General features: G+C 59.2%; 28 protein-coding genes. 13 read left to right on the forward strand and 15 right to left on the reverse strand.

What is annotated here, in order from left to right; translation table 11 throughout:
• Window positions 1–4: 4 nt before the first annotated feature.
• From ACIQUH_RS21750 to ACIQUH_RS21760, 3 genes are read right to left on the reverse strand one after another with little or no spacing between them, the layout of a single operon-like run.
• Window positions 5–379, reverse strand: a complete 375-nt coding sequence (locus tag ACIQUH_RS21750) for an MmcQ/YjbR family DNA-binding protein (RefSeq protein ID WP_400818817.1) — start codon at window positions 377–379, stop codon at window positions 5–7.
• A complete protein-coding gene (coaBC, locus tag ACIQUH_RS21755) occupies window positions 376–1,581 on the reverse strand; it encodes a bifunctional phosphopantothenoylcysteine decarboxylase/phosphopantothenate--cysteine ligase CoaBC (RefSeq protein WP_400818820.1) in 1,206 nt (401 codons plus the stop codon). Before coaBC ends, ACIQUH_RS21750 begins: the two co-directional genes overlap by 4 nt.
• A 59-nt stretch (window positions 1,582–1,640) precedes the next feature.
• Complete coding sequence (locus tag ACIQUH_RS21760; protein WP_400818823.1) at window positions 1,641–3,224, reverse strand: peptide chain release factor 3; 1,584 nt, start codon at window positions 3,222–3,224, stop codon at window positions 1,641–1,643.
• A gap of 90 nt (window positions 3,225–3,314) precedes the next feature.
• Between ACIQUH_RS21760 and dut the strand changes: the two genes are divergently transcribed.
• The 3 genes from dut (at window position 3,315) to cysK (ending at window position 5,665) form a co-directional block, all read left to right on the forward strand.
• Window positions 3,315–3,785, forward strand: coding sequence for a dUTP diphosphatase (gene dut, locus ACIQUH_RS21765; protein WP_400818826.1), 471 nt, complete (start codon window positions 3,315–3,317; stop codon window positions 3,783–3,785).
• 152 nt (window positions 3,786–3,937) lie between these two features.
• Window positions 3,938–4,555 carry a LysE family translocator gene (locus ACIQUH_RS21770; RefSeq protein WP_003520102.1) on the forward strand — a complete coding sequence of 206 codons (618 nt, stop codon included), beginning with the start codon at window positions 3,938–3,940 and terminating at the stop codon, window positions 4,553–4,555.
• Between the two features lie 141 nt (window positions 4,556–4,696).
• Window positions 4,697–5,665, forward strand: a complete 969-nt coding sequence (gene cysK, locus ACIQUH_RS21775) for a cysteine synthase A (RefSeq protein ID WP_400818830.1) — start codon at window positions 4,697–4,699, stop codon at window positions 5,663–5,665.
• A 198-nt stretch (window positions 5,666–5,863) separates the two neighbouring features.
• Here cysK and ACIQUH_RS21780 read toward each other — a convergent pair whose 3' ends face one another.
• From ACIQUH_RS21780 to ACIQUH_RS21830, 11 genes are all read right to left on the reverse strand, one after another.
• Window positions 5,864–7,396, reverse strand: a complete 1,533-nt coding sequence (locus ACIQUH_RS21780; RefSeq protein WP_400818833.1) for a YifB family Mg chelatase-like AAA ATPase — start codon at window positions 7,394–7,396, stop codon at window positions 5,864–5,866.
• Between the two features lie 183 nt (window positions 7,397–7,579).
• On the reverse strand, window positions 7,580–8,539 hold the full coding sequence (gshB, locus tag ACIQUH_RS21785) for a glutathione synthase (RefSeq protein WP_003520105.1): 960 nt from the start codon (window positions 8,537–8,539) through the stop codon (window positions 7,580–7,582).
• A 241-nt stretch (window positions 8,540–8,780) separates the two neighbouring features.
• Window positions 8,781–9,293, reverse strand: a complete 513-nt coding sequence (locus ACIQUH_RS21790) for a cupin domain-containing protein (RefSeq protein ID WP_400818836.1) — start codon at window positions 9,291–9,293, stop codon at window positions 8,781–8,783.
• 109 nt (window positions 9,294–9,402) lie between these two features.
• Window positions 9,403–10,503, reverse strand: coding sequence for a sn-glycerol-3-phosphate import ATP-binding protein UgpC (locus tag ACIQUH_RS21795; RefSeq protein WP_400818839.1), 1,101 nt, complete (start codon window positions 10,501–10,503; stop codon window positions 9,403–9,405).
• Window positions 10,504–10,513: 10 nt separating this feature from the next.
• Window positions 10,514–11,356, reverse strand: coding sequence for a sn-glycerol-3-phosphate ABC transporter permease UgpE (gene ugpE, locus ACIQUH_RS21800; protein ID WP_400818842.1), 843 nt, complete (start codon window positions 11,354–11,356; stop codon window positions 10,514–10,516).
• 11 nt (window positions 11,357–11,367) lie between these two features.
• Entirely contained in the window at window positions 11,368–12,336 is a 969-nt protein-coding gene (locus ACIQUH_RS21805; RefSeq protein WP_400818845.1) for a sugar ABC transporter permease, read from the reverse strand.
• Between the two features lie 82 nt (window positions 12,337–12,418).
• Window positions 12,419–13,717: an extracellular solute-binding protein gene (locus ACIQUH_RS21810; RefSeq protein WP_400818848.1), complete on the reverse strand. Its 1,299-nt coding sequence runs from the start codon at window positions 13,715–13,717 to the stop codon at window positions 12,419–12,421.
• Window positions 13,718–13,850: 133 nt separating this feature from the next.
• Entirely contained in the window at window positions 13,851–14,411 is a 561-nt protein-coding gene (locus ACIQUH_RS21815) for a sugar O-acetyltransferase (RefSeq protein ID WP_400818851.1), read from the reverse strand.
• A 14-nt stretch (window positions 14,412–14,425) separates the two neighbouring features.
• A complete protein-coding gene (locus ACIQUH_RS21820; protein ID WP_400818853.1) occupies window positions 14,426–14,794 on the reverse strand; it encodes a YraN family protein in 369 nt (122 codons plus the stop codon).
• A complete protein-coding gene (rsmI, locus tag ACIQUH_RS21825; RefSeq protein ID WP_400818855.1) occupies window positions 14,784–15,725 on the reverse strand; it encodes a 16S rRNA (cytidine(1402)-2'-O)-methyltransferase in 942 nt (313 codons plus the stop codon). Before rsmI ends, ACIQUH_RS21820 begins: the two co-directional genes overlap by 11 nt.
• Window positions 15,726–15,821: 96 nt before the next feature.
• Window positions 15,822–15,992, reverse strand: a complete 171-nt coding sequence (locus ACIQUH_RS21830) for a hypothetical protein (protein WP_400818858.1) — start codon at window positions 15,990–15,992, stop codon at window positions 15,822–15,824.
• Between ACIQUH_RS21830 and dnaN the strand changes: the two genes are divergently transcribed.
• The 6 genes from dnaN to ACIQUH_RS21860 all read left to right on the forward strand — a co-directional run bounded on the left by dnaN (window position 15,991) and on the right by ACIQUH_RS21860 (window position 20,707).
• Window positions 15,991–17,109 carry a DNA polymerase III subunit beta gene (dnaN, locus tag ACIQUH_RS21835; protein WP_065654600.1) on the forward strand — a complete coding sequence of 373 codons (1,119 nt, stop codon included), beginning with the start codon at window positions 15,991–15,993 and terminating at the stop codon, window positions 17,107–17,109. The two genes, ACIQUH_RS21830 and dnaN, sit on opposite strands and share 2 nt — an antisense overlap.
• A gap of 191 nt (window positions 17,110–17,300) precedes the next feature.
• Window positions 17,301–17,894: a phospholipid N-methyltransferase PmtA gene (gene pmtA, locus ACIQUH_RS21840; protein ID WP_003520115.1), complete on the forward strand. Its 594-nt coding sequence runs from the start codon at window positions 17,301–17,303 to the stop codon at window positions 17,892–17,894.
• Between the two features lie 95 nt (window positions 17,895–17,989).
• A complete protein-coding gene (locus ACIQUH_RS21845; protein ID WP_400818863.1) occupies window positions 17,990–18,586 on the forward strand; it encodes a histidine phosphatase family protein in 597 nt (198 codons plus the stop codon).
• 4 nt (window positions 18,587–18,590) lie between these two features.
• On the forward strand, window positions 18,591–19,298 hold the full coding sequence (pyrF, locus tag ACIQUH_RS21850; protein ID WP_003503850.1) for an orotidine-5'-phosphate decarboxylase: 708 nt from the start codon (window positions 18,591–18,593) through the stop codon (window positions 19,296–19,298).
• A gap of 20 nt (window positions 19,299–19,318) precedes the next feature.
• On the forward strand, window positions 19,319–19,606 hold the full coding sequence (locus tag ACIQUH_RS21855; protein ID WP_400818866.1) for a DUF1330 domain-containing protein: 288 nt from the start codon (window positions 19,319–19,321) through the stop codon (window positions 19,604–19,606).
• Window positions 19,607–19,726: 120 nt separating this feature from the next.
• The gene (locus ACIQUH_RS21860; RefSeq protein ID WP_400818868.1) at window positions 19,727–20,707 is read left to right on the forward strand and encodes a complex I NDUFA9 subunit family protein; all 981 of its coding nucleotides are present in this window, start codon (window positions 19,727–19,729) and stop codon (window positions 20,705–20,707) included.
• Window positions 20,708–21,310: 603 nt separating this feature from the next.
• Here ACIQUH_RS21860 and ACIQUH_RS21865 read toward each other — a convergent pair.
• Complete coding sequence (locus ACIQUH_RS21865) at window positions 21,311–22,117, reverse strand: undecaprenyl-diphosphate phosphatase (protein ID WP_400818870.1); 807 nt, start codon at window positions 22,115–22,117, stop codon at window positions 21,311–21,313.
• Window positions 22,118–22,276: 159 nt separating this feature from the next.
• Between ACIQUH_RS21865 and ACIQUH_RS21870 the strand changes: the two genes are divergently transcribed.
• The 4 genes from ACIQUH_RS21870 (at window position 22,277) to ACIQUH_RS21885 (ending at window position 25,924) form a co-directional block, all read left to right on the forward strand.
• The gene (locus ACIQUH_RS21870) at window positions 22,277–22,969 is read left to right on the forward strand and encodes a glutathione S-transferase family protein (protein ID WP_400818872.1); all 693 of its coding nucleotides are present in this window, start codon (window positions 22,277–22,279) and stop codon (window positions 22,967–22,969) included.
• 130 nt (window positions 22,970–23,099) lie between these two features.
• Window positions 23,100–24,251 (forward strand): tRNA epoxyqueuosine(34) reductase QueG, encoded by a 1,152-nt coding sequence (gene queG, locus ACIQUH_RS21875; protein WP_400818924.1) that lies wholly within the window; start codon window positions 23,100–23,102, stop codon window positions 24,249–24,251.
• A gap of 3 nt (window positions 24,252–24,254) precedes the next feature.
• The gene (locus tag ACIQUH_RS21880) at window positions 24,255–25,127 is read left to right on the forward strand and encodes an SDR family oxidoreductase (RefSeq protein WP_400818874.1); all 873 of its coding nucleotides are present in this window, start codon (window positions 24,255–24,257) and stop codon (window positions 25,125–25,127) included.
• Window positions 25,128–25,555: 428 nt separating this feature from the next.
• A complete protein-coding gene (locus tag ACIQUH_RS21885; RefSeq protein ID WP_269341622.1) occupies window positions 25,556–25,924 on the forward strand; it encodes a septal ring lytic transglycosylase RlpA family protein in 369 nt (122 codons plus the stop codon).
• The last annotated feature ends 38 nt before the right edge of the window (window positions 25,925–25,962 follow it).

Raw genomic sequence — 25,962 nt, forward strand, 5'->3', positions numbered from 1 at the left:
AGAATTACAGGCGAGGTCCGGTATCGATCACGATGCCCAGCTCGCCTCGCAGTTTTTTGGTCAGACCGGCAGCGACGAGTTCGTAGGAACGGCGCACATAATGCTCCAGCTCTTCCTGTTCGAGCGGGGAATGATCGGCAATCGAGACCCATTTGCGTTTGGCGAAATAGGGCGCCTGCCCTATGCCTTCCAGCGAGGTGAGTATTTCGAAGCTTTCTTCCGAGCATTTCACCACCAGCCGCCAGTCTTCCCGCTCACCTAGCACGGCAAAAACCTTGTCGCCCACCTTGGCGACATGGGAATCCCATTGATCGACGAAACGCACGCCCGGCCATTGACCGAGCACCCTGTCGAATGTCTTGCGATCGAACAGCGTCATGCGAGTTTCTCCGCGATCAGGGCCGCCAGACGTTTTGCAACCTCGGCCTTGTCGAGATCCGGCCAGACGTCGATGCCATCTGCGGAAATGATCTTCACGCTGTTGCGGTCCCCGCCCATGATGCCGGTTTCCGCCGATACGTCATTGGCGACGATGTAATCCGCCCCCTTGCGCTCCAGCTTCGCACGGCCGTTTTTCTCGACATCCTGCGTTTCGGCGGCGAAACCCACCACCAGCGTCGGGCGCTTTTCATGGTGGCCGACGGTTTTGAGAATATCGGGATTTTCCGTGAGTTGCAGCGCCGGCGGCGCATCCCCCGGCTGCTTCTTGATCTTCTGTTCCGATGAGCCCGTCACCCGCCAGTCGGCCACCGCAGCGACCATGACGGCGATATCCGCCGGCAGTCTCGAGATCACCGCATCGCGCATCTCCTCGGCGCGCTCGACATGAACCGTTTCAACACCCGCCGGATCGGCAATGGTGACGGGCCCCGAGACCAGCGTGACCTTTGCGCCCAACGCTGCGAGAGCCGCCGCAATGGCATGGCCCTGCTTGCCGGAGGAGCGGTTGGCGATATAGCGCACGGGATCGATCGGCTCGTGCGTGGGACCGGAGGTAACGATTGCCGTTCTGCCCCGCAACGGCTTCGGGCCGCTTTCCAGCAGTGCCTCGACGGCTTCAACGATCTGCAAAGGCTCCGCCATGCGACCGAGACCGGTCTCGCCTTTTTCCGCCATCTCACCCGCCATCGGGCCGACAAAAACCACACCGTCTTCTTTCAGCCTGTCGACATTGCGCAGCGTCGGTTTTGCCGACCACATCTTGGGGTTCATCGCCGGTGCGACGAGCACCTTGCGGTCGGTCGCAAGAAGGACCGTTGAGGCGAGATCATCGGCGAGGCCATGCGCCATCTTCGCCATCAGATCGGCGGTGGCGGGTGCCACCAGCACGAGATCGCAGTCGCGCGCCAGCCTGATATGGCCAACATCCTGCTCATCCTGGCGGGAAAAGAGTTCGGTGAAAACATGGGTTGCGGACAGAGCCCCGACAGCAAGCGGAGTGACGAATTCCTGCGCGCCCTTGGTCATCACAGGCGTCACCTTCGCGCCGCGCTCTTTCAGCCGGCGGATGAGGTCGAGGCTCTTATAGGCCGCGATGCCGCCGGAGATGATGAGGAGAATATGTTTGCCTGAAAGCGTCATGATGCCGGACCAGTTTCCCGTTTCATCGGGAAACTAAGCCCTTGGCATTCAAAGTGCAATCACGCCGCCTTGGCGACATGATATTCCTTGATCGCGACCATCTTGATAGCCGGGAAACGCTCGGATTCATAACGCAGCGAAAACGCATCCTGCGCCAGAAACACCGGATCGCCATCCAGATCGCGGGCGATATCGCCACGCTTGACGTTGAGGAACTTGTCCATTTCCGCCGGCTGATCGGAGGAAATCCAGCGGCAGACGGAAAAGCGTGACATTTCAAAGGAGACCGGCAGGCCGTATTCGCCCATCAGACGCTCCTTCAACACGTCGAGCTGCAGCGCGCCGACGACACCGACAATGGCCGGCGAGCCGTCTTCCGGCGAAAAGAGCTGCACGACGCCCTCTTCCGCCATCTGCTGCAGGGCTTCCTTCAGCTTTTTCGCCTTCATGGCGTCTTCCAGCCGCACGCGGCGCAGGATTTCCGGCGAGAAGTTCGGTACACCCTGGAAGACGAGGTTTTCACCCTCGGTCAGCGTATCGCCGATGCGCAACGTGCCATGGTTCGGGATGCCCACCACGTCGCCCGCAAAGGCGGTGTCAGCCAGCTGGCGCTGCGAGGCGAAGAAGAACTGCGGCGCGGTAAGCCCCATCTGCTTGCCGGTGCGGGCAAGCCGCGCCTTCATGCCACGCTCCAGCTTGCCGGAGCAGATGCGGGCGAAAGCGATGCGGTCACGATGGTTCGGGTCCATATTGGCCTGAATCTTGAAGACGAAGGCCGTCATTTTTTCTTCGGCCGCATGGACGGTGCGGGTATCGGCCACCTGATCGCGCGGCGGCGGGGCGAAATCGCCGAGCGCATTGATGAGGTCCCGCACGCCGAAATTGCGCAGCGCCGAACCGAAGAACACCGGTGTCATATGACCTTCGAGAAAGGCCTCGCGGTCAAAGGGGCGGCAGGCTTCCAGCGCAAGCTCCGTTTCCTCGACAAAAAGCTGGCGCTCATTTTCCGGCAAACGATCTGCAACCGCCTGCGGACCGTTGACCGGCATGGCTTCCACCTGCGTATCGACGCCACGGAAGGTGCTGTCGGCAAGATTATAGGCGCCGCAGAACGTCTTTGCCCGGCCGACCGGCCAGGTGATCGGCGCGGTATCGAGCGCCAGCTTCTCTTCCACCTCATCCAGAATCTCGAAGGGATCGCGGCTTTCGCGGTCCATCTTGTTGATGAAGGTGATGATCGGAATATCGCGCATGCGGCAGACTTCGAAGAGCTTCAGCGTGCGCGGCTCGATACCCTTGGCGGCGTCGATGACCATGATTGCCGCGTCCACCGCCGTCAGGGTGCGGTAGGTATCGTCGGCGAAGTCTTCGTGGCCGGGCGTATCGAGAATGTTGAAGACACGATCGTTATATTCGAAGGTCATGACCGAGGTGACGACCGAAATGCCGCGCTCACGCTCGATCTTCATCCAGTCCGAGCGGGTCTGGATACGATCCTTCTTCGCCTTCACCTCACCGGCAAGCTGGATCGCTCCGCCGAACAGCAGCAATTTTTCGGTAAGCGTGGTCTTACCCGCGTCCGGGTGCGCGATAATAGCAAAGGTGCGGCGGCGGGAGACCGCCTCGGCAAGTGTTTCGGCCATCTGACAAATCCTGTGGAATTGCGGGCTATCTAGCGTTTCAGGCCCGCATTTGCAATTGACCTTGCCGCGATCTCGGCAAACTAATGCCGCATGACCCTTCAAAACGACAATCGTCCCCCTCTCCGGCTCGTCCGCCTCGCCAATGGCGCAGACCTCGAATTGCCGTCCTACGAAACCCGTGGCGCCGCTGGCATGGACCTGCGCGCTGCCGTGCCTGCCGGTGAACCGCTGACCCTACAACCGGGCGAACGCGCGCTGGTGCCGACCGGGTTCATCTTCGAGGTTCCGCAGGGGTACGAGGCACAAATCCGCCCTCGCTCCGGCCTCGCCATCAAGAACGGCATCACCTGCCTCAATTCCCCCGGTACGGTAGACAGCGATTATCGCGGCGAAGTGAAGGTCATCCTCGCCAATCTGGGTCAGGAGGTTTTTGTCATCGAACGCGGCATGCGCATTGCGCAGATGGTGATCGCGCCGGTAACCCAGGTTACTGTGAGCGAGGTGACTGAGACCTCCGTGACGGCACGGGGTGCCGGCGGCTTCGGCTCGACGGGCGTTTAGCGATACCGCCTGCCCGCCACACTGCGCGACCCTCGTTCCGCTTTTTCTGGGCGTTTCATGTTTTGCCGTTCCGGCAGGACGGGCGAGCGGACTGATTGTCTTTGCCGGGCAATTTCGCTATGGATTGAGCGGATTTTCCGGGAAACACCATCATGACGCTGACGACCCTTTTTGCCTATGCCACAGCCCTCTTCATCGCCGCCGCCATTCCCGGTCCCGGCATGACGGCGATCGTGGCGCGGGCGCTGGGTTCGGGCTTCCGGGAAACCTTCTTCATGGGTCTCGGGCTGGTGCTGGGCGACATGATCTACCTGACCGCAGTGATATTGGGGCTGGCCTTCGTCGCGCAGACCTTTCAGGAAGCCTTCATGGTCCTGAAATTCGCGGGCGCGGCCTATCTCCTTTATATTGCCTGGAAGCTTTGGACCGCCGGCCTGCTGCCACAGGAGCTGAAGGCCAAGAAAAGCACCAGCATGCCCATGTCCTTCCTGTCCGGTTTGCTGATCACACTCGGCAATCCGAAAACCATGCTGTTTTATGTGGCGCTGGTGCCAACGCTGATCGATATCCGCATGATCGGCCCTTCGGAATATGCGACACTTCTGGCCATCACCTTCGTTGTGCTGATGGCGGTTCTCCTGCCTTACATCCTGCTTGCGGCCAAGGCGCGCAACCTTCTGAAAAGGCCAAGCGCCTTGACGATCCTCAACCGCACGGCGGCGGGTATTCTGGCTGGAACGGCGACCATGATCGCCATCCGCAGCACGTAAAACAAATTCGTGCATTTGCGCGATTTATCGTGAAATTATTCCTGTAATTCAGAGATATTAGGACGAACGTTCGCTAGCTTGCGAAAGCTATTGCTCCTATTCTGCCGCTCAAATCTTGCGGTCTTTACACAGGAGAACATCATGCCCGAAGCCAGAAAGCCCGGACGCGGACGCGTCTATTCCTCGATTACGGAAACAATCGGCGACACGCCGATCGTGCGGCTCGACAAGCTGGCGAAGGAGAAGGGCGTGAAGGCCAACCTTCTCGCCAAGCTCGAATTTTTCAATCCCATCGCTTCCGTGAAGGACCGCATCGGCGTAGCCATGATCGAAGCCCTGGAAGAACAGGGCAAGATCACCCCCGGCAAGACCACACTGGTGGAGCCGACCTCCGGTAACACTGGCATTGCGCTTGCCTTCGCCGCCGCTGCGAAGGGTTACAAGCTGATCCTGACCATGCCTGAAACCATGTCGGTTGAACGCCGGAAAATGCTGGCCCTCCTGGGCGCCGAACTGGTGTTGACCGAAGGCCCGAAGGGCATGAAGGGTGCGATCGCCAAGGCACAGGAACTGGCCGAGACCCTGCCTGACGCCATCATTCCGCAGCAGTTCGAAAACCCCGCCAATCCCGATATTCACCGAAAGACGACGGCGGAAGAAATCTGGAACGACACTGAAGGCACGGTCGATATTCTCGTCTCCGGTATCGGTACCGGCGGCACGATTACCGGCACGGGTCAGGTGCTAAAATCCCGCAAACCCGAGGTGAAGGTCATTGCGGTCGAGCCCGCCGACAGCCCGGTGCTTTCCGGCGGCAACCCCGGCCCGCACAAGATTCAGGGCATCGGCGCCGGTTTTGCGCCCGCCATCCTCGATACCGGTATCTATGACGAGATCGTCACCGTGACCAATGACGAGGCTTTCGAAACCGCGCGTCTGGCGGCAAGGCTGGAAGGCGTGCCGGTCGGCATCTCCTCAGGCGCTGCGCTGGCGGCCGCGATCAAAGTCGGTGCGCGTGAGGAAAATGCCGGCAAGAACATCGTCGTCATCATTCCTTCCTTTGCGGAACGCTACCTTTCGACGGCGCTTTTCGAAGGCCTTGGGCTTTAACGATGCCCTCTGCTCTGCGCAGTTGTAGAGCAATAAACGACTATTTGATACGCCGCCGGCCTAGCTGGCGGCATGTCGGTTTTACGATGTCTGGCATGCCGCACTTGCATCACAAGCCTTTGAAATAGCTTTGCTCGCTTTGCGCCAAATCGCATGCGGCATGTACTTTCTTTCCAAGCGGACACAGCCAGATATGGTCTATGCCGCCGCTGTCAGCCTTTCGCCTGCGATACGATAGGATACGGCTTCCGCCACATGGATGCGGCCGACCGTCTGCTTGCCATCCAGATCGGCCAGGGTGCGGGCGACCTTGAGTATGCGATGATAACCCCGGGCGGAAAACTTCAGCCGCTCGGCCGCATCGCGCAGTAATTGCAGCCCGGACGCATCCGGCTCGGCATATTTTTCTATCAGGGTGGTCGTACAGCGGGCATTCGTGCGAATAGCAGGAAACCCGGCCGCGGCATAACGCTCCTGCTGCGCAAGGCGCGCCCGGGCAACACGGGCGGCCACCACTGCACTCGGCTCGGCCGCGACGGGGCGAATGAGATCGGCCGCGGAAACAGCGGGCACGTCAATACGGATATCAATACGGTCCAGCAGCGGTCCGGAAATGCGGGCCTGATAATCGGTCACGCACCGCTGGCCTCGAGCGCAGGTGAAACCCGGCTCTCCCGCCATGCCGCAACGGCAGGGGTTCATGGCCGCAACGAGCTGGATTTCCGCCGGATAGCTGACGCGATGATTGGCCCGCGCAATGATGCATTCACCCGTTTCCAGCGGCTGGCGAAGCGCATCCAGCACCGGCGGCGAAAATTCCGGGAACTCATCCAGGAAAAGAACGCCGTGATGGGCAAGCGAGGCTTCACCCGGTTTGGCGCGGAGCCCCCCTCCGATCAGCGCCGCCATGGTGGCGGAATGGTGCGGGGTGCGGAACGGCCTGCGATCCGACAGCTTGCCGCCGGACAATTGGCCAGCGATGGAATGAACCATCGACACCTCCAGCAATTCCGCCGCCTCCAGTGGCGGCAGGATGGAAGGCAGGCGGGCTGCGAGCATGGACTTGCCCGAGCCGGGCGGACCAACCATGAGCAGATTGTGGCCGCCGGCCGCTGCCACCTCCAGCGCGCGCCGGGCACTCTCCTGTCCTTTGATGTCAGCCAAATCCGGCAGATTGACCGGATTGGCGCGGATGGCGGGTGTGGGGCGCGACAAAAGCTGGGTGCCGCGAAAATGATTGGCAAGCGCAATCAGGCTGCGCGGGGCGAGAATATCGATACCGGCTCCGGCCCAGGCCGCTTCAGGCCCGCTTTCAGCCGGGCAGATCAGCCCCTTGCCGAGCGCATTGGCGCCGATGGCCGCCGGCAAGGCGCCCGAAACCATACCAATGGTGCCATCAAGATTGAGTTCGCCGAGAACCACATAACGTCCCAGCATTTCTGCCGGTATCGCCCCCAGAGCGGCCATGAGGCCAAGCGCAATGGGAAGATCAAAATGCGATCCTTCCTTGGGCAGATCGGCAGGCGCGAGATTGACGGTGACTTTTTTTGCCGGCAGCGCCAGACCGGAGGCATGCAGGGCGGCCTGCACCCGCTCACGGCTTTCGGCCACCGCCTTGTCGGGCAAGCCGACAATCTGGATGCCCACCTTTCCCGGTGCGACCATGACCTGCACTTCGACGGGCACGCCCTCTATGCCCTGAAATGCAACCGTATTGACCTTTGCCACCATGGCCTGCCCCCGCAAACCGGCCGCGCCAACAGGAGCTTCATGCTCCGGCGGCCACCCGCAAGCAACGTGCCACAGCGCAAAGAATAAAACAAGAACATTCAGCGAACAATTTCTCGCTGGCGATGTATTTTAGTTGTATCTAGTTGTGCTCGCGGAACAAAGCTGGATCGGCGAAAGGCCGCGTCAGAAATCCTGAGCTTCCCGCTTTTTCTCTATCGCGTCCCACAACAGGCTTGCGACATCGGCGCCGCCGAATTTCCGCACTTCGCGAATGCCCGTCGGCGAGGTGACGTTGATTTCCGTCATATAGTCGCCGATCACATCGATGCCGACGAACAGGAAACCGCGTTCGCGCAATGCCGGACCGATGCGGCGGCAGATTTCTTTCTCGCGCGCCGTCAGTTCCGTCGGTTCCGGCCGGCCGCCGGCATGCATGTTGGAGCGGGCGTCGTTTTCCGCCGGTACACGGTTGATGGCGCCGACCGGCTCGCCATCCACGAGCAGGATGCGCTTGTCGCCCTTGCGGACGTCAGGCAGATATTGCTGGGCGATGTAAGGCTCGCGGAACATCTGGCCGAACATTTCCAGCAGCGAGGAGAAATTGCGGTCGTCGCGCGCGGAATGGAAGACGCCCGCACCACCATTGCCATAAAGCGGCTTGAGGATGATATCGCCCATTTCGTTGCGGAAACGGGCGATTTCGGCCACGTCCTTGGTAATCAGCGTCTTCGGCATCAGATCGGCGAATTCGGTGACGAAAATCTTCTCAGGCGAATTGCGCACCCAGGCGGGATCGTTGACGACAAGCGTTTTCGGATGAATGCGTTCCAGCAGATGGGTGGAGGTAATGTAAGCCATGTCGAAGGGCGGATCCTGACGCAGATGGATGACATCCATCGTGGAGAGATCGACGCGCTCCGGTTCGGACAGGGAGAAATGGTCGCCCTTGATGTCGCGCAACTCCATCTGTTCGACAGTGGCGTAAATCTTGCCATCGCGCATGGAAAGACGTTCGGGCGTATAATGGAACAGCCGGTATCCGCGTGCCTGCGCCTCAAGGCTCATGGCGAAGGTGGAGTCGCCGGCGATATTGATGCCGGAGACATGATCCATCTGGATCGCGACGTTCTTGATCTTCGCCATGCGCATGTTCCTCTTGCAGCATGCGGACGCTTTCCGGCCCGCCATGCCCATTGCTTCGCCTTTTCAAGTTTCCTGCAGGACCGGGAGAAACCCGTAAATGCTGCAGAAAACCCTGAAGATGTAGGGCAGCGACCATTCAAAGGCAACTGCTGCAAGCGGTGGTTTGTGTGAGTTTTATTGAACCTTCACAATTCCATGGACGGAGCCGTGCAGGCCCCGCCAACCGGAATGTTTTATCGGTTCAGGCCGCCAGCTTATAGGAACGGCCGGCAAACAGCTTGTTCTTGACGCGGTAGGCCAGAGCCAGCGCCTTGGGGAACGGACGGCGCATGAAAGCGACCTTGCGGACATAGTCATCCACCCGCCAGGTGGCCCATGTTCCCGCCGGGAAATAAGCGACATCACCGACCCGAAGGATGCTGATCGAACCGTCTTCCGCCGTTACATGCACTTCGCCTTCGAGAATATAGACGGTTTCATCCCAGCCGAAGAACCAGCGAAACTCACCTGCCGTGCAATCCCACATGGCGGTGCTGGAAGCGCGGTCGCCGCTTCGGGAATGATCCGCCGCGCGCGCCTGGGGGTTGCCGGAAATGATCCAGTCCGGATTGATGGGGGCCGGTTGAAGCCGCAGATCGGTGCAGGAGGCGCTGACGACGGCCTCGTCTTTTGACCGGCGCAGATAGGCCGGCAAAATCGGTACCGTGCGGATCGCCATGGTTGCCGCGGCGGCAAACATCATTTTGAAGGACATATTAGAAAACCCCCGTGAAATATTGGAGGTCTTCTATCATCAGGATCGTAACAAAGCGGTTTTGACAATCGGCGCAATTTTAGTCATCGCGCCGATTTCTGCGATGCGCTCAGGCCGTAGCCAACTGAGCGGACTGCGCGCCAACCTGTTCCGTCTTGCCGGCAATACGCTTGCCGGTTTCGCTGGAAAAGAAGTGCAGCTTTTCCGGCGCGATCGTGACCGAGAGAACGGCGGGAATGTCGACATCCGGCGGGAAAGCCACCGTCAAGGTCTGGTCGCCGATCGCCCCGTGCACCAGGCGCTGGGAACCCAGCTCCTCGATATAGTCGACGCGGAGCGTGAAACCCTGCTCACCTGCCGCAGCGAGGCGGAAATCTTCCGCGCGCATGCCTACCGTCACCGTCCCGGAGGCAGGCGCAAAACCATTCAGCCCAAACAGCGACGGACCAATCGCGAGGCTGTCACCATGCAATTCGCCATTCAGAAGGTTCATGGCGGGAGAGCCGATGAAGCTCGCGACGAAGGTGGAGGCGGGCGTGTGATAGACATCGAGCGGCGCGCCGATCTGCTCGATACGGCCGCCGTTCAGCACCACCAGACGATCGGCCAGCGTCATGGCCTCCAGCTGATCGTGGGTGACGTAGATCGACGTGGTGCCGAGGCGCTTCTGCAGACGCTTGATCTCACCGCGCATGGAAACACGCAGCTTGGCATCGAGATTGGACAGGGGTTCATCGAACAGAAAGGCCGCAGGCTTACGCACGATGGCGCGGCCCATGGCGACACGTTGCCGCTGACCGCCGGAAAGCGCGCGCGGCTTGCGGTCCAGATAGGGTTCGAGCTGCAGCATGCGGGCGGCTTCGGCCACACGCGCATCGATCTCCGTCTTTGGTGTCTTGCGGTTCTTCAACCCGTATTCGAGGTTCTGGCGCACCGACATATGCGGATAAAGCGCGTAATTCTGGAACACCATGGCGATATCGCGGTCAGCGGGGTCGGCCTGATTGACCACCCGGTCGCCGATTTTCACCGTGCCTTCGGATATGTCCTCCAGTCCGGCCACCATACGCAGAAGCGTGGACTTGCCGCACCCGGAAGGGCCGACGAGAACGATGAACTCGCCGTCCCTGATGTCGATATCGACGTGATGCACGGCGCGCACGCCGCCATGATAATCCTTGCAGACCTGACTGATTTCTATCGCGGCCATTTCGGTCTCCTTATTTATCGCTCTCGGTGAGGCCCTTGATGAACCAGCGCTGGAAAATGACGACGATCAGCACCGGCGGCAGCATGGCCAGAACGGCAAGCGCGAAAGCTTCGTTATAATCGGGAATTTGCGAACCGACCCAGACCTGCAGGATCGACTTGATGCCGCGCATCAGGGTGAAGAAACTTTCATCCGTCGTCATCAGCATGGGCCAGAGATACTGGTTCCAGCCATACACGAACATGATGATGAAGATCGCCGCCATCATGGTGCGCGACAGCGGGATGATCACGTCGATGAAGAATTTGAACGGCCCTGCCCCGTCGATGCGGGCAGCCTCCAGCAATTCTTCCGGAATGGATTTGAAGAACTGCCGGAAATAGAAGGTGCCCGTCGCGGAGGCGAGAAGCGGCACGATCAACCCGGTATAGGAGTTCAACAGGCCGAGTTTGCTCATCACCTCATAGGAGGGCATGATGCGCACTTCGAGCGGCAGGAGCAGCGTCGTGAAAATGATCCAGAAGGCCAGCGTCGCAAAGCGGAAGCGGAAATAGACAATGGCATAGGCCGCCGTCATCGACAGGACGATCTTGCCAACGGCAAAGCCAATGCCGAGGATCAGCGAGTTGATCACCATGTTGAGACCGGTGATCTGACCGGTGAAACCACCTTTCTGCGTCAAAACCTTTTCATAGGTCTCGACGAAATTGTCGCCGGGAATGATGGCTAGACCGCTGCGGTGGATTTCCGCCGCCGTATGCGTGGAGGTCATGAAAGCCACGACGACAGGCAATATCAGGAACAACGCGCCTATTATCAGCACCAGATGATCGAGGGGTTTTGTCTTGTACATCGTCTTTTCCCTCAATTGTAATGGATGCGCTTCTCGATGAAGCGGAACTGGATGATGGTGAGGACGAAGACGACCAGCATCAGGATGACGGACTGGGCCGAAGAACCACCGATGTCATTGCCGCGGAAACCATCCAGAAACACCTTGTAGACCAGCGTGATCGGGTTGTTGGCCGCCTTGTCCTTCACCATCACGTCGATGACGCCGAATGTATCGAAGAGGGCGTAGGTGATGTTGATGATCAACAGGAAGAAAGCCGTGGGCGCTAGAAGCGGCATGATCACCGTCCAGAACCGGCGAAAGCCTGAGCGGCAGTCGATGGCGGCTGCTTCCCGCACGGAGACCGGCACGCCCTGCAGACCGGAAAGGAAGAAGATGAAGTTGTAGGGAATCTGCTTCCAGACCGCGACGACGATCATGGCGAAGGCCGTATCGAAATAATTCAGGCCGACCTTCATGTCCCAGCCGAGAAACGCGGCCATCTTGACGAAGGGGCCGATATGCTGGTCGAAAAACATCATGCCGATGAGACCGGCGACCGGCGGTGCGATGGCATAGACGGAAATCAGCAGCGTCTTGTATGTCGAACTGCCGCGAATGACCGCGTCGGCCTTGACGGCGAGCAGCAGGCCGAGCGCCAGCGAAAAGAAAGTGACCAGCACGGTGAAGACCACCGTGAATTTGGCGATGCTGAGATATTCGGGGCTGAATATCGCATCCGAATAATTGGCAAGTCCGACGAAAGAAGCGCCGAAGCCGAACGGGTCCTCAATATAGAACGACGAATGGATGGCCTGAACCGATGGCCAGTAGAAAAAGATGAAAATCACCGCAAGCTGCGGCGCCAGAAACAGATAGGGCACGTAGGACGAGGAGAACTGCACGCGCTTCATGCCGGCTTCAGCGGGCTTGGCGGGTTTTCCAGCCTTTGCGGACCAGCCGGACAAAAACCGGCGCGGTTGAGACGATGTATAGGCCACGCTTGCGCCTCCTTATCCAGAAGCGAGCCTCCCTTCCATCGGAAAGGAGGCTCGACAACGATCATTGGTTTCGAAAGATCGATCAGCCGGCCGTCTTGGCGAAACGGGCCAGAAGGTCGTTGCCTTCCTTCTCGATGATCTCGAAAGCAGCCTTCGGCGTTACTTCACCCGAGAAGATGCGGTTATATTCGCGTTCCATGACGGCGCGGATCTGCGGGTAGAAGCCGAGGCGGTAACCCTTCGACCATTCGCCACCCGGCAGCGACAGCTGCTGGATACCAACTTCGGCGACCGGCTTTTCCTTGTAGAAGCCTTCAGCCTTGGCCTTTTCATAAGCAGCCTTGGTGATGGCGACGTAACCCGTGGCCTTGTGGTAGAAGACCTGGATTTCCGGCGAGGTCAGGAACTGGAAGAAGTCGGCCACGCACTTGTTTTCGGCTTCAGACTTGCCCGACATTGCGAAGAGGGCAGCACCGCCGATGAAGGAGTTGGTGCCGGCACCCTTGATGGAGTTCCAGTAGGGCAGGAAGGTTGCCGAGAACGGCATGGTCGCCGTCTTCTGCAGACCGCCGAAGGAACCCGAAGAACCGATCCAGAGAGCAACCTTGCCTTCTTCGAAGGGCTTCTGGTTATCGTTCCAGCCGGCGCCGTAATAGGCGAACAGGCCCTTGTCCTTCCAGTCTTTCAGCTTTTCGAACATCATGACGAGGTTCGGGTCGGTGACCTTGAGCTTGGTGTCGGTGACGCTGTCGTAACCGTTATTGTTGGTGGCGAACTGGATGTTGTTGCGGGAGAAGAAGTTCTCCGTGAACTGCCAGGTCAGCTGCGACTGGACGAGCGGGATGTAACCGGCTTCCTTCAGCTTCGGCGCAACCTTTTCGAACTCTTCCCAGGTCTTCGGTGCCTCGACGCCGGCCTTCTTCAGGGCTTCGTCGTTGATGTACATGATTGGAGCGGAGGAGTTGAACGGCATGCCGACGAACTTGCCGTCAGCGGCGGCGTAGAAATAACGCACGCCGTTGATGAAGGCGTCACGGTCGAACTTGTAACCGGCCTTGTTGATGAGGTCTTCAGCAGGAATGACCGCGCCCTTGGCGTTGATGATGGTGGCGGCGCCAGCATCAAAAACCTGGAGGATGTTCGGCTGTTCACCCGAACGGAAAGCAGCAATGCCGCTGGCCAGCGCTTCTTCGTAGGAGCCCTTGGAAACCGGCGTCAGAGCGCATTCCTTCTGGGCTTCGTTGAACTTCTGGGAAACTTCGTTGATGACTTCGCCGTTACGGCCACCCATGCCGTGCCACCAGGTGATGTTGGTCGCAGCCATGGAAGACGTTGCCGAAATGCTGACCGCGACTGCGGCCATGGAAATCTTCTTCAACATTACTAAATCCTCTCCACCATTTATTGGGATGAGGATGCGAATAGAGCCGTTCCATGACGCCTCTTTAACAGTTTGATGTCAGATTTGTTACAGCGGATGCTAATGGACGCGGTTCCCCCTCGGAACACATGCCTCAACTGTCGCTACGCTTTATCGCGCGGGCTGGACTTCCCACCACCGTTGCGCCCGGCGGCACGTCACGCGTCACCACCGAACCGGCGCCGACGATCGCGCCGTCACCAATGGTCACACCCGCCAGAAGGATCGCCCCGCCGCCAATCCAGACATCACGGCCGATCATGACGGGCTTTGCGATTTCAATGCCTTGCGCGCGGGGAACCGGGTCGAGATGATGTTCGGCGCAATAGATCTGCACGGCGGGGCCGAGCATCGCGCCGTCACCTATCTCCACCTTCGCGGAATCGAGAATCGTGCAGCCGGCATTAAGATAGACATTCCTGCCGAGCCTAATGTTGAAGCCGTAGGCGCAATGAAACGGCGCCTCGATGAATGCCCCTTCACCAACGGCGGCAAAGAGCGCCCGCAGCATCGGTCCGATGGCGCCGCGCTCATCCGGCGGCATGGTGTTGTGTTGATGAACGGCACGCCGGGCCTGCCAGCGCAGCACATCCAGTTCGGCATCCATGCAGCTATACCATTCGCCCGCAGCCATTTTTTCCCGCTCCGTGGGCATTGTTTTCCTCCCCCTCAAAAGGCGTCAATGAAATGCTGCGGCAGGCGTCGCGGCAGAATGGCGATGATATCGAAGCGCAGCGAAAACCGCGCGGCATCCTTGCGGCGGGAGAGCCAGAGATCGGCAGCGGCCCGGATGCGCTGTTGCGAATGGAAGCCGACGGCATCAACCGCACGTTCGCCCGATGACCGCGCCTTGACCTCGATGATGGCGACGAGGTGCTTCTTGCGGGCGATGAGATCGATTTCCCCCAGCCGCGTGCGATACCGGATGGCCAGGATACGATATCCCTTCAACAGCAGATAAAGTGCAGCCCAATATTCCGCGGCATGGCCGCGTCGCACGGCCTTGCGTCTTTTATTGCTTCGCCCGTCAGCGGCCATCCGTTTCCTTCATATCCAGCAGCCTCTGATAAAGCTCCTTGCGCGGCAGGCCCGTCAGCTTCGCCGCTTCGCCGGCAGCCTTGGCGGCGGACATGGTGGCGACGAGATCCTTCAGGAGCTTTTCGACATCTTCGATATCGGGAATTTCGTCATAGGAAGGCGGCTCCACCAGAAGCACAATCTCGCCCTTCACCACACGGTCACCATCGTAATAATCCGCAAGCTCACCCAGCGTCCCGCGCCGGAACTCCTCGAAGGTCTTGGTCAGCTCGCGGCAGACCACCGCCCGGCGATCGCGGCCCAGGACCTCCGATGCCACCTTGACGGTGGCGCTGATGCGATGCGGCGATTCAAAGAAGATCAGGGTCGCGGGGATTTTCGCCAGCTCGGCAAAACGGTCGCGCTTACCGCGATCTTTCACCGGCAGGAAACCCGCAAACAGGAAGGCATCGCTCGGCATGCCGGACCCGACCAGGGCGGCAAGGGGCGCAGAGGCACCCGGCACCGGCACGACGCGATGGCCGGCCTCAAGTGCAAGCTGGCCGAGGCGATAGCCAGGATCAGAAACCAGCGGCGTTCCGGCATCCGATACCAGCGCTACGGATTTTCCGGCCTCCAGCGCGGCGATGAGCTTAGGCCCCGCTTCATTGGCATTGTGTTCGTGATAGGCGAGCGGGCGCGTGCGGATGCCGTAACGCTCCAGCAGAATGCGGGTGACGCGGGTATCCTCGCAGGCGAGAACATCGGCCGAGGCCAAAGTTTCCAGCGCGCGGATGGTGATATCGCCGAGATTGCCGATGGGGGTGGCGACGAGGTAAAGCGCCGGCTCCAGCGGCCGGGCCGGAATGGTGGCCGTGCCGATCCTGAATTCCTTCGCTGCCTGTCTGGCATCGCTGCTCGATATTTCCTGCGTCACACGGCTTCCAATCATTCTGGCCGATCCTTGCCGGCCGGTCGCTCCGGTTTTCCCCTTTATGGGCAATAGAAAACCGGCGAACAAGGTCCATTGGCGGTCCCAACCTGTGGATCATGTTGTATAGCAGCAAAATGAGCCGCGGCAGATGCACTCGGCTCTTGCATTTTCCGCAATAACTCTGCCATTTTGCCCGTCCACATTGTCCGGCTTTTTGCCGGTGAAGACTTTTCTTGCCGATCCGGCGGTGGCCGGTTCGCAACGGTTGAAAGCGGTAGCGTCCATGCGTATTACTCTTGAGCGGTCGAACCTTCTGAAATCGCTGAACCACGTCCACCGGGTCGTCGAGCGTCGCAACACGATCCCGATCCTCTCCAATGTCCTCCTGCGCGCCTCTGGCGCCAATCTGGACATGAAGGCGACCGACCTCGATCTCGAAATCACCGAAGCGACCCCGGCCATGGTGGAACAGGCAGGCGCGACGACCGTGCCGGCGCATCTGCTTTATGAAATCGTGCGCAAGCTGCCCGACGGTTCCGAGGTGCTTCTGGCGACCAACCCGGACGGCTCCTCGATGACGGTTGCCTCCGGCCGCTCGAAATTCTCGCTGCAATGCCTGCCGGAAGGGGATTTCCCTGATCTGACCGCCGGCACCTTCAGCCACACCTTCAAACTGAAGGCGACCGATCTGAAGATGCTGATCGACCGCACACAATTTGCGATTTCGACGGAAGAGACGCGTTATTACCTTAACGGCATCTTCTTCCACACCATCGAGAGCAATGGCGATCTGAAGCTGCGCGCCGTCGCCACCGACGGTCACCGCCTGGCGCGCGCCGATGTGGATGCGCCCTCCGGCTCCGAGGGCATGCCGGGCATCATCATTCCGCGCAAGACCGTCGGCGAGTTGCAGAAGCTGATGGACAATCCGGAACTCGAAGTCACCGTCGAAGTTTCGGATGCGAAAATCCGCCTGACCATCGGTTCAGTCGTTCTCACCTCGAAGCTGATCGACGGCACTTTCCCGGATTACCAGCGCGTGATCCCGACCGGCAACGACAAGGAAATGCGCGTCGATTGCCAGACCTTCGCGCAGGCCGTGGACCGCGTCTCGACCATTTCTTCCGAGCGCGGCCGCGCCGTGAAGCTGGCGCTCACCAACGGCCAGCTGACGCTGACCGTCAACAACCCGGATTCGGGCAGTGCGACGGAAGAAGTGGCTGTCGGTTACGACAATGATTCGATGGAAATCGGCTTCAACGCCAAATATCTTCTCGACATCACCTCTCAGCTTTCCGGCGATGACGCGATTTTCCTGCTGGCCGACGCCGGCTCGCCGACGCTCGTTCGCGACACCGCCGGCGACGATGCGCTTTATGTTCTGATGCCGATGCGCGTTTGAAGCGGGAATTTTCCGCAAATTTCATTAAAAAAGCCGGTGGAACGCTCCGCCGGCTTTTTTGATTCGGCGACGCGCATTTCAAACTGTAAGCGAATTTTTCCAGTTACGACATTTTGCCTTGTTTTTGCGCCAAATGGGATCAACATTGCGTAACAGTTTTTTGACAATGACCAAAAGCATCTGAGGGAACTATGGCACTTAACCTGAAGCAACGGCTTGAACAGAAATTTGAGGAAGAAATCCGCTTCTTCAAGGGCATGGTCAGCCAGCCGAAAAAAGTCGGGGCCATTGTGCCGACATCGTCGATCACGGCGAAAAAAATGGCAAGTGTCATCAATCCCCATTCCGGCCTGCCGGTTCTCGAACTCGGCCCGGGCACGGGTGTCATCACCAAGGCCATTCTGGCACGCGGCATCAAGCCCGAGAACCTGACGGCCATCGAATATTCGACCGATTTCTACAACCAGCTGCTCAGGAGCTATCCCGGCGTCAACTTCGTCAATGGCGACGCCTTCGATCTCGATGCGACACTTGGCGAACATAAGGGCCAGATGTTCGACAGCGTCGTTTCCGCCGTGCCGATGCTGAATTTCCCCATGGCCGCCCGTATCAAGCTTCTCGACGAACTGCTGAAGCGCGTGCCGCACGGCCGCCCAGTGGTGCAGATATCCTACGGTCCGATTTCCCCCATCGTCGCGCAGCCGCATCTCTACCACATCCGCCATTTCGATTTCATCGTGCGCAATATTCCGCCGGCACAATTGTGGACCTATACGCGGGCCTGATATTCGACGGAGTGCCGGAACACGTCATTTCCCGGTCGTGACGAATGGTTAGGGTGTTGATTTGCCCTTTCCATCGCCCTTGAGGACCGATTGCCATGCATGCGCTCTACATCACCCACCCCCAGGTCAAGATCGATCCGGCTGTTCCCGTTCCCGAATGGGGGCTTTCTGACAGGGGTGCCGAGCGGACGCGCGAGGCAAGCCGCCTGCCCTGGGCGCGGTCATTGCGCCACATCGTTTCCAGCGCTGAAACCAAGGCAATCGAAACCGCCCGCATCCTTGCCGAAACCTCCGGTGCAGAGATAGAGATCATCGAGGCGATGCATGAAAACGACCGGTCCGCCACCGGTTTCCTGCCGCCGCCGGAATTCGAAAAGGCGGCGGACTGGTTCTTCGCCCATCCCGAGGAGAGTTTTCACGGCTGGGAGCGTGCAATCGACGCGCAGGCGCGGATCGTCGGGGCCGTCAAAGCCGTTCTTGACCGGCACGACCCGCCGCAGCCTATTGCCTTTGTCGGCCACGGTGGCGTGGGCACACTTCTGAAATGCCATATCGAAGGCCGCGGCATCAGCCGCGGCAAGGACCAGCCGTCCGGCGGCGGCAACCTCTTTCGCTTTTCCATCGCCGACTTTTCACTTGCAGCCGCGTCCCCCACATGCGACTGGACGGCAATGGAAACATGGCAGGGATAAGACAATGACCGCGCGCGAAAAACTCATCGTCGGGCTGGATGTTCCGACTGTGCAGCAGGCCGAAGACATCGTCTCGAAAATCGGCGATGAGGTTCTGTTCTACAAGATCGGTTATCAGCTGGTCTTCGCAGGCGGTCTCGAATTCGCGCGTGACCTTGTCCAGAGCGGCAAGAAGGTCTTTCTCGACATGAAGCTGCTCGATATCGACAACACCGTCGCCTCCGGTGTCGAAAACATCGCCCGCATGGGCATGTCGATGCTGACGCTGCATGCCTATCCGAAAGCGATGCGCGCTGCCGTCAAGGCCGCCGAAGGCTCCGGCCTCTGTCTGCTGGGCGTGACCGTGCTGACTTCGATGGACGACGTCGATCTCGCCGAGGCGGGTTATGCCTCCGATGCCCGTTCGCTGGTGCTGCGCCGGGCGGAGCAGGCACGCGAGGCGGGCATGGGCGGCATCGTCTGTTCGGCGGAGGAATCGACCGCCGTGCGTGAAATCCTTGGTCCGGACCTTGCTGTCGTCACCCCCGGCATTCGCCCGGCCGGCGCGGATCTGGGTGATCAAAAGCGGGTGATGACACCCTACGACGCCATCAAGGCCGGATCGAGCCATCTGGTCGTCGCCCGTCCGATCGTCAGGGCGGAAGATCCGAAAGCGGCGGCCCGCGCCATTCTGGACGACATGCTGCGCGCCAGCTTTCCGGCAAATCAGTAATAACGACAGGAGGAGATGAAATGGCAAAGGGATATTGGATCGCCCGCGTCGATGTGCGCGACAGCGAGCGGTATAAGGACTATGTCTCCACAGCCAAGCCCGCCTTCGAGCGGTTCGGCGCCAATTTTCTGGCCCGTGGCGGTTCGGTGACGGAGCTGGAAGGCAAGGCGCGTGCGCGCAACGTTATCATCGAGTTCCCGTCCGTCCAGCATGCGATTGACTGCTACAACTCTCCCGAATATCAGGCGGCGGCAAAAATCCGCCAGGACGTAGCAGATGCGGAGATGATGATCGTCGAAGGGATTTGACCAGCGTCAATCCCATTGCCAAAACCGGCCCCTGCCTCGCGACAACATCTCTTCACGCGCGCGCGGCTTTGGGCTAAGACACTGAAAAACGCTTTATCGACAGCTTCTGAGGAGCCTCCCATGACCTTGGCCAACCTTCCACCCCTCGTTACCGTTTTCGGCGGTTCGGGTTTTGTCGGGCGGCATGTCGTGCGGATACTTGCCAAGCGCGGTTACCGCATCCGCGTCGCCGTGCGCCGCCCGGATCTCGCCGGCTTCCTGCAACCGCTCGGCAATGTCGGCCAGATCTCCTTCGCCCAGGCGAACCTGCGTTATCGCGATTCCATCGTCAAAGCCGTGGAAGACGCCGACCATGTGGTCAATTGCGTCGGCATCCTGGCCGAAAGCGGCCGCAACACTTTTGACGCCGTGCAGGAATTCGGCGCGAAAGCCATTGCCGAGGCGGCCCGCGATGCCGGCGCCACGCTGACGCATATCTCCGCCATCGGCGCGGATGCCAATTCGCCAACCGGTTATGGCCGCACCAAGGGCCGCGCCGAGGCCGCCATTCACTCCATCCTGCCTGGCGCCGTGATCCTGCGTCCATCGATCATTTTTGGACCGGAAGACGATTTCTTCAACAAGTTCGCAAAGATGGCCCGCAGCATGCCGTTCCTGCCGCTGATCGGCGGCGGAAAAACCAGGTTCCAGCCTGTTTATGTCGAGGATGTCGCGGAAGCCGTCGCCCGCGGCGTCGATGGTAAGCTGAAGCCCGGCGCGATCTATGAACTTGGCGGTCAGGATGTCATGACGTTCCGTGACTGTCTCGAGGCGGTTCTTGCCGCGACCTATCGGGAGCGTCCTTTCGTCAACCTGCCCTTCGGCGTCGCGTCGATGATTGGCAAGATCGCTTCAATGGTGCCACTGATTACGCCGCCGCTTACGGTCGATCAGGTGATCATGCTGAAAAAGGACAATGTCGTTTCCACTGAGACCGAAAAGAACGGCCTGACGCTGGAAGGCATCGGCATCACCCCCGTTCGTGTCGCGTCCATTCTGCCGTCCTACATGGTGCAATATCGCCCGCACGGCCAGTTCTCCAATGCTGGAAAAGCGGCCTGAGGCCACCTTCAGCCTCATCGATCGTAAATGAAAGCGGGAGCCATTCCCGCTTTTTGTTTTTGCGCAATTCAATTGCAACCAAACCGCTATTCGTGCATTTTCCCCTCAACTGCAGGGGAGGTGTCGCATGAACTAAGGCTGCTTTGCAAAGCCGGGTAAAAGTTAACGGCCGTCGGGCCTCCACAGGCAAGCGTGGCACAAGCGCAACTGTGGAAAAGACTTCGTATTAACCCGGTATTCAACAAGCTGCTTTATTGATATTCGCCACATTCCAAACATATCCCGACCACTCAATTCACACACGGCGGCATGATCCGCGCGAACGAACGTCTGAAAGGCAATCATAAAATGGGCAGATCTATCGCACTCTTTTTTGCGTGTGCGGCTTTGGTGGTTCTGGCGGGTTCTTTCATGGCGCCGGGAACGGTTGCAGCGGGTAAGAGCGGTTGCGCTCCCGCCTATGGCGTCGACCCCTGCGCAACGGCTTCGATCAGCACCAACTGATCGGCCTTTAAAGTTTCAAAGAAAAAGCGCCGCCGGTTCTCCGGGGCGCTTTTTCTGTTTCTGTTCGTTCATCACGGGGAGGTTATTCCCGTTTCTGGTTCACCCCAGAACCAGAAGGGCGATCAATCCCAGCGAACCGATGGCGATGCGCCACCAGGCGAAGGGCGCAAAACCCCGCCGCGATACGAAATCCAGCAGAGAGCGAACGACGAAGAGGCCCGAAACAAAAGCGGCGACGAAACCCACGGCGATCAGCGCGCCGTCATCGAAGCTCAACGCATCGCGGTTCTTGTAAAGATCGAGAGTGAAAGCGCCGAGCATGGTTGGCATGGCCAGGAAGAACGAAAATTCGGCGGCGGAACGCTTGTCCGTTCCCATCAGCAACGACCCGACGATTGTGGCGCCGGACCGCGACGTGCCGGGAATCATCGCAAGGCACTGGAAGAGGCCTATCTTGAAGGCAAGCGACGGCGGATAGTCCATGATGTCGGTATATTTCGGTTTTAGCGGCATGCGGTCGACCGCGAGCAGAATGACGCCGCCGATGATCAGCACCACGCAGATGAGCATCGGCGTTTCGAACAGCACGGTCTTGATGAAGTCATGCGCCAAAGCACCGATAATCGCCGCCGGCAGGAAAGCAAGAGCGACGGCCAGCACGAAACGACGCGCCTTGGCGCTGGTCGGCAAGGCCATGGCGATCGACACAAGCTTTTGAAAATAAACAAGAAGGATCGCAAGGATCGCACCAAGCTGAATGAGAACGGCAAAGGTGTTGCCGGGTGATTTGAAGCCGAGGAAATGCCCGGCCAGCAGCACATGCGCCGTTGAGGAGACGGGAATGAACTCCGTCAGACCCTCGATAATACCCAGCAGAAGCGCGCTGATGATCGATTGGTCACCCATGAGGTATCCTTCTTTTCAGGGGGAAAGTGGCAATGGAAGGCAATTGCGTTAAACTTGTTTTAAAGTAGCCAAGCTCTTATAGCGTCTTGATGAAGCGAAACTGAAAAAGTTTTTCGGCAAATGCCGATCATGACAACCAATCGTAAAAATTGAGTACCGATGCCAACTCTCTATCACTCTCCGATGTCGACCGCATCCCGGTTCGTTCGTCTGATCCTTGCGGAATACGGGTTCCAGACCGATCTCGTGGAGGAGCAACCGTGGGAAAGACGGCGGGAGTTTCTGGCGCTCAATCCGGCTGGCACCCTGCCGGTCTATCTGGATGACAATATGCGCTCTCTGAGCGGGCCTTATGTGCTTGCGGAATTTCTTGACGAAACGCATGGGGTTTTAAAGCGCGACCGTCGGCTTCTTGCCGAAGATCCGTTTCAGCGCGCGGAAATCCGCCGCCTGACGGAATGGTTTCTGCAGAAGATGGAAAACGACGTGACCCGGCCGCTGGTGCGGGAACGGGTCTATAAATTACAGATGACGGCGGCGCAGGGTGGCGGACCGCCGGATTCCAAGCTGCTGCGCACCGCCCGCAACAATATTCGCCAGCACATCAAATATCTTGAATGGCTCGCCGGTTCGCGCACCTGGCTGGCTGGCGACCGGTTGAGCTATGCCGATCTTGCCGCGGCTGCCTCGGTCTCGGTGCTGGATTATCTCGGTGAGATCAACTGGCTCGAAGCGCCGATTGCCAAGGAATGGTATCAGCGGGTGAAATCCCGTCCTTCCTTCCGGCCGTTCCTCAGCGAACGCATTCCGCGGCTTGCCCCCTCCTCCCACTACGCCGATCTGGACTTCTGAGGTCTTATCTGCCGGTTATTTGCTGCGGCGCGCGGCTGTATTTAAAGCATGTCGTTTTCCCGAAACCGATGCACACTTTCGGGCGACATGCACTATATATGCCGCAGCATAACGCTCGGGAGAAAAGACCATCGACGTTGCCAGCGACAAGCAGCGGATACGTGCGCGTAAACTGACGGACTTCGTTCGCCAGGAAGCGCTTTCGCTCGGCTTCGATCTCTGCCGCATCACGACACCGGACAGCATTCCGCTCGCGCCGGAACGGCTGAGACAATTTCTCGACAAGGGCTATCACGGCACAATGGCGTGGATGGAGGAGACCGAGGCCCGCCGGGCGGAGCCGAAAACGCTCTGGGGCGACGTGCGCTCCATCGTCATGTTCGGGCTGAACTACGGTCCTGAAGAAGACCCGCGCGGGCTGCTTTCCAAACCCGACAAGGCGGCCATTTCGGTCTATGCCCGCAATCGCGATTATCACGACATCATCAAGGGGCGGTTGAAGGAAATCGCCACCCGTTTTGCCGCTCGCGCCGGTGAGGATGTGAAGGTCTTTGTCGACACCGCACCCGTCATGGAAAAACCGCTTGCCGCCGCCGCCGGTCTCGGTTGGCAGGGCAAACACACCAACCTCGTCAGCCGCACCCATGGCTCCTGGCTGTTTCTCGGCAGCATGTTCACCACGGCGGAACTCTGTCTTGACGAAGCTGAGAGGGACCATTGCGGCTCCTGCCGCGCCTGTCTCGATGCCTGTCCGACGGCCGCCTTCCCCGCCCCTTACCAGCTCGATGCGCGCCGCTGCATTTCCTATCTCACCATCGAACACAAGGGGCCGATCCCGCACGAATTCCGGCCGATGATCGGCAATCGCATCTATGGCTGCGACGATTGCCTTGCCGCCTGTCCGTGGAACAAGTTCGCGGCCAGCGCCTCCGAGATGAAATTGCAGGCGCGCGGGGATCTGAAGGAACCTTCCATCGCCTTCCTGCTGACGCTCGATGATGCCGCCTTTCGCAGCTTCTTCAGTGGTTCGCCCGTCAAGCGCATCGGCCGCAATCGCTTCATCCGCAACGTGCTGATCGCGGCGGGCAACTCTGCCGACCGGCAATTCGTGGAACAATGCAAGGCGCTTGCCGAAACCGACCCTTCGCCCGAAGTGCGCGGCATGGCCGCATGGGCCTTGTCACGACTTATGGACAGGGACGAATTCCGTACATACTCTGCCGGTCGCGCCCCGGAGGCTGATCCGGAGGCGGAAATGGAATGGCAACTGGCAGGGGCGTGACGCATGCATGTGATGATTTTCGGCGCGGGATATTCGGGAAAAGCCATCGCAAACACGCTGAAAAGCGAAGCAACAAGCGTTTCCGGAACCACACGCAGCCATGACAAGTTCGCAAACCTTACCGCCGCGGGCATGACGCCCTTCCTCTTTGACGGCGTTCAGCTCAATGACGAACTCGTCGCCGCAATGGGCAATGTCACGCATCTCGTACAATCCGTCGCGCCGGGCAAGGACGGCGATCCATTGCTTGCGCTTCTGGGCGACGATCTGAAAAAGCTCCTGCCCAATCTGACATGGGTCGCCTACCTTTCCACCGTCGGCGTTTATGGCGACCATGGCGGCGCCTGGGTGGACGAGGCGACACCCTGCCGCCCCGTCTCCGCGCGATCCGTGGAACGGGTGGCTGCGGAAACCGCCTGGACTGCGGCAGCGGAAAAGGCGGATGTGCCGCTTTCCATCCTGCGCCTTTCCGGAATTTATGGTCCGGGGCGCAATGCCTTCATGAATTTCGAGAAGGGAACGGCCCGGCGGCTGGTGAAGAAGGATCAGGTGTTCAATCGCATCCGGGTGGAAGATATCGGTGCCGCACTTGCCTTTCTGGTGAAGAGGAATGAGCGCGGCATCTTCAACGTGACCGACGACGAACCCTGCCCGCCGCAGGATGTGGTGAGCTTTGCAGCGACGTTGATGGGTGTGGAACCACCACCCGAACAGGCCTTCGAGACCGCCGATCTGACGCCGATGGCGCGCTCTTTTTATGGCGAGAACAAGCGTGTTTCCAACACCAGAATACGCGATCTTGGCTTCGATTTCCGCTTTCCGGAGTACCGGCTCTCCCTCAAACAATTGTGGGAAAACGGCCTCTGGCGAGGTTGAAAAACCTCACCCGGAAAAGCGATGAAAAATCCTTCCAAACCCACTTTTGCGGATGGTTTTCGTCTTATTTCAGCCAATTAGGATTTTATTAACCATCCGAAAATCGCTAAAATCGTAGTCATTAGAAAAATATTTCACTCACATTTCGTGAACTGGATTCACGAAGCCGTGACTTGTAACAGCATTTCGATTGTCCATTGATTTTGCGTTATTTTTTCCACCTTTTGGCCAGGATGCCCTGCCGACAGCTTTCCGGCTAACGATCACGAATATTACAGACTGTAACAGTTCGTGATTTGAGATCAGCTTTTTTTCGCCATTTTTCCCTCGCCCTACAATCTCGCATCAAAAGGCGTTCAGGCCAGTTCATGGCCGTTTAGCAAGGGCACAATCAATCGGCGCGGGGCCGATTTTCAGGGAAGCACAGTTTGTTGAATATCCGTCGTATAACTTTCACCGCTGCAACCATTGCCGCCTGTTCCATCATTGCGCCTCTTCAGGCGAATGCGGCAAATGGTTGTGGAGGCGCATCGTGGTATGCGTTGACCTCCAAGACTGCTTCGGGCGAGCGCATGAACGCCGCCAACCTGACCGCCGCCCACCGCTCGCTGCGGTTCGGCACCAAGGTCAAGGTGACCAATGCGCGCAATGGCAAGGCCGTTGTGGTGCGCATCAATGACCGCGGGCCGTTCATCAAGGGCCGCGTTCTCGATCTTTCCAAGGCAGCCGCCAAGAACATCGGCATGATCAGCTCCGGCACCGCCAAGGTCTGCTACGAGGTCGTCAAGGCCGATTGAGCCTTGCCCTCGCCGCCATTCGCGTCTACCAACCGGGC

The sequence above is a fragment of the Agrobacterium sp. NPDC090283 genome (assembly GCF_044769685.1).
In the GTDB taxonomy this organism is placed as follows: domain Bacteria; phylum Pseudomonadota; class Alphaproteobacteria; order Rhizobiales; family Rhizobiaceae; genus Agrobacterium.

Bases quoted from the DNA above. Each gene is read 5' to 3' on its own strand.
- ACIQUH_RS21750 (WP_400818817.1), bottom strand. From the start codon at position 379: ATGACGCTGTTCGATCGCAAGACATTCGACAGGGTGCTCGGTCAATGG.
- coaBC (WP_400818820.1), bottom strand. From the start codon at position 1,581: ATGACGCTTTCAGGCAAACATATTCTCCTCATCATCTCCGGCGGCATC.
- ACIQUH_RS21760 (WP_400818823.1), bottom strand. From the start codon at position 3,224: ATGGCCGAAACACTTGCCGAGGCGGTCTCCCGCCGCCGCACCTTTGCT.
- dut (WP_400818826.1), top strand. From the start codon at position 3,315: ATGACCCTTCAAAACGACAATCGTCCCCCTCTCCGGCTCGTCCGCCTC.
- ACIQUH_RS21770 (WP_003520102.1), top strand. From the start codon at position 3,938: ATGACGCTGACGACCCTTTTTGCCTATGCCACAGCCCTCTTCATCGCC.
- cysK (WP_400818830.1), top strand. From the start codon at position 4,697: ATGCCCGAAGCCAGAAAGCCCGGACGCGGACGCGTCTATTCCTCGATT.
- ACIQUH_RS21780 (WP_400818833.1), bottom strand. From the start codon at position 7,396: ATGGTGGCAAAGGTCAATACGGTTGCATTTCAGGGCATAGAGGGCGTG.
- gshB (WP_003520105.1), bottom strand. From the start codon at position 8,539: ATGGCGAAGATCAAGAACGTCGCGATCCAGATGGATCATGTCTCCGGC.
- ACIQUH_RS21790 (WP_400818836.1), bottom strand. From the start codon at position 9,293: ATGTCCTTCAAAATGATGTTTGCCGCCGCGGCAACCATGGCGATCCGC.
- ACIQUH_RS21795 (WP_400818839.1), bottom strand. From the start codon at position 10,503: ATGGCCGCGATAGAAATCAGTCAGGTCTGCAAGGATTATCATGGCGGC.
- ugpE (WP_400818842.1), bottom strand. From the start codon at position 11,356: ATGTACAAGACAAAACCCCTCGATCATCTGGTGCTGATAATAGGCGCG.
- ACIQUH_RS21810 (WP_400818848.1), bottom strand. From the start codon at position 13,717: ATGTTGAAGAAGATTTCCATGGCCGCAGTCGCGGTCAGCATTTCGGCA.
- ACIQUH_RS21815 (WP_400818851.1), bottom strand. From the start codon at position 14,411: ATGCCCACGGAGCGGGAAAAAATGGCTGCGGGCGAATGGTATAGCTGC.
- ACIQUH_RS21820 (WP_400818853.1), bottom strand. From the start codon at position 14,794: ATGGCCGCTGACGGGCGAAGCAATAAAAGACGCAAGGCCGTGCGACGC.
- rsmI (WP_400818855.1), bottom strand. From the start codon at position 15,725: ATGATTGGAAGCCGTGTGACGCAGGAAATATCGAGCAGCGATGCCAGA.
- dnaN (WP_065654600.1), top strand. From the start codon at position 15,991: ATGCGTATTACTCTTGAGCGGTCGAACCTTCTGAAATCGCTGAACCAC.
- ACIQUH_RS21830 (WP_400818858.1), bottom strand. From the start codon at position 15,992: ATGGACGCTACCGCTTTCAACCGTTGCGAACCGGCCACCGCCGGATCG.
- pmtA (WP_003520115.1), top strand. From the start codon at position 17,301: ATGGCACTTAACCTGAAGCAACGGCTTGAACAGAAATTTGAGGAAGAA.
- ACIQUH_RS21845 (WP_400818863.1), top strand. From the start codon at position 17,990: ATGCATGCGCTCTACATCACCCACCCCCAGGTCAAGATCGATCCGGCT.
- pyrF (WP_003503850.1), top strand. From the start codon at position 18,591: ATGACCGCGCGCGAAAAACTCATCGTCGGGCTGGATGTTCCGACTGTG.
- ACIQUH_RS21855 (WP_400818866.1), top strand. From the start codon at position 19,319: ATGGCAAAGGGATATTGGATCGCCCGCGTCGATGTGCGCGACAGCGAG.
- ACIQUH_RS21860 (WP_400818868.1), top strand. From the start codon at position 19,727: ATGACCTTGGCCAACCTTCCACCCCTCGTTACCGTTTTCGGCGGTTCG.
- ACIQUH_RS21865 (WP_400818870.1), bottom strand. From the start codon at position 22,117: ATGGGTGACCAATCGATCATCAGCGCGCTTCTGCTGGGTATTATCGAG.
- ACIQUH_RS21870 (WP_400818872.1), top strand. From the start codon at position 22,277: ATGCCAACTCTCTATCACTCTCCGATGTCGACCGCATCCCGGTTCGTT.
- ACIQUH_RS21880 (WP_400818874.1), top strand. From the start codon at position 24,255: ATGCATGTGATGATTTTCGGCGCGGGATATTCGGGAAAAGCCATCGCA.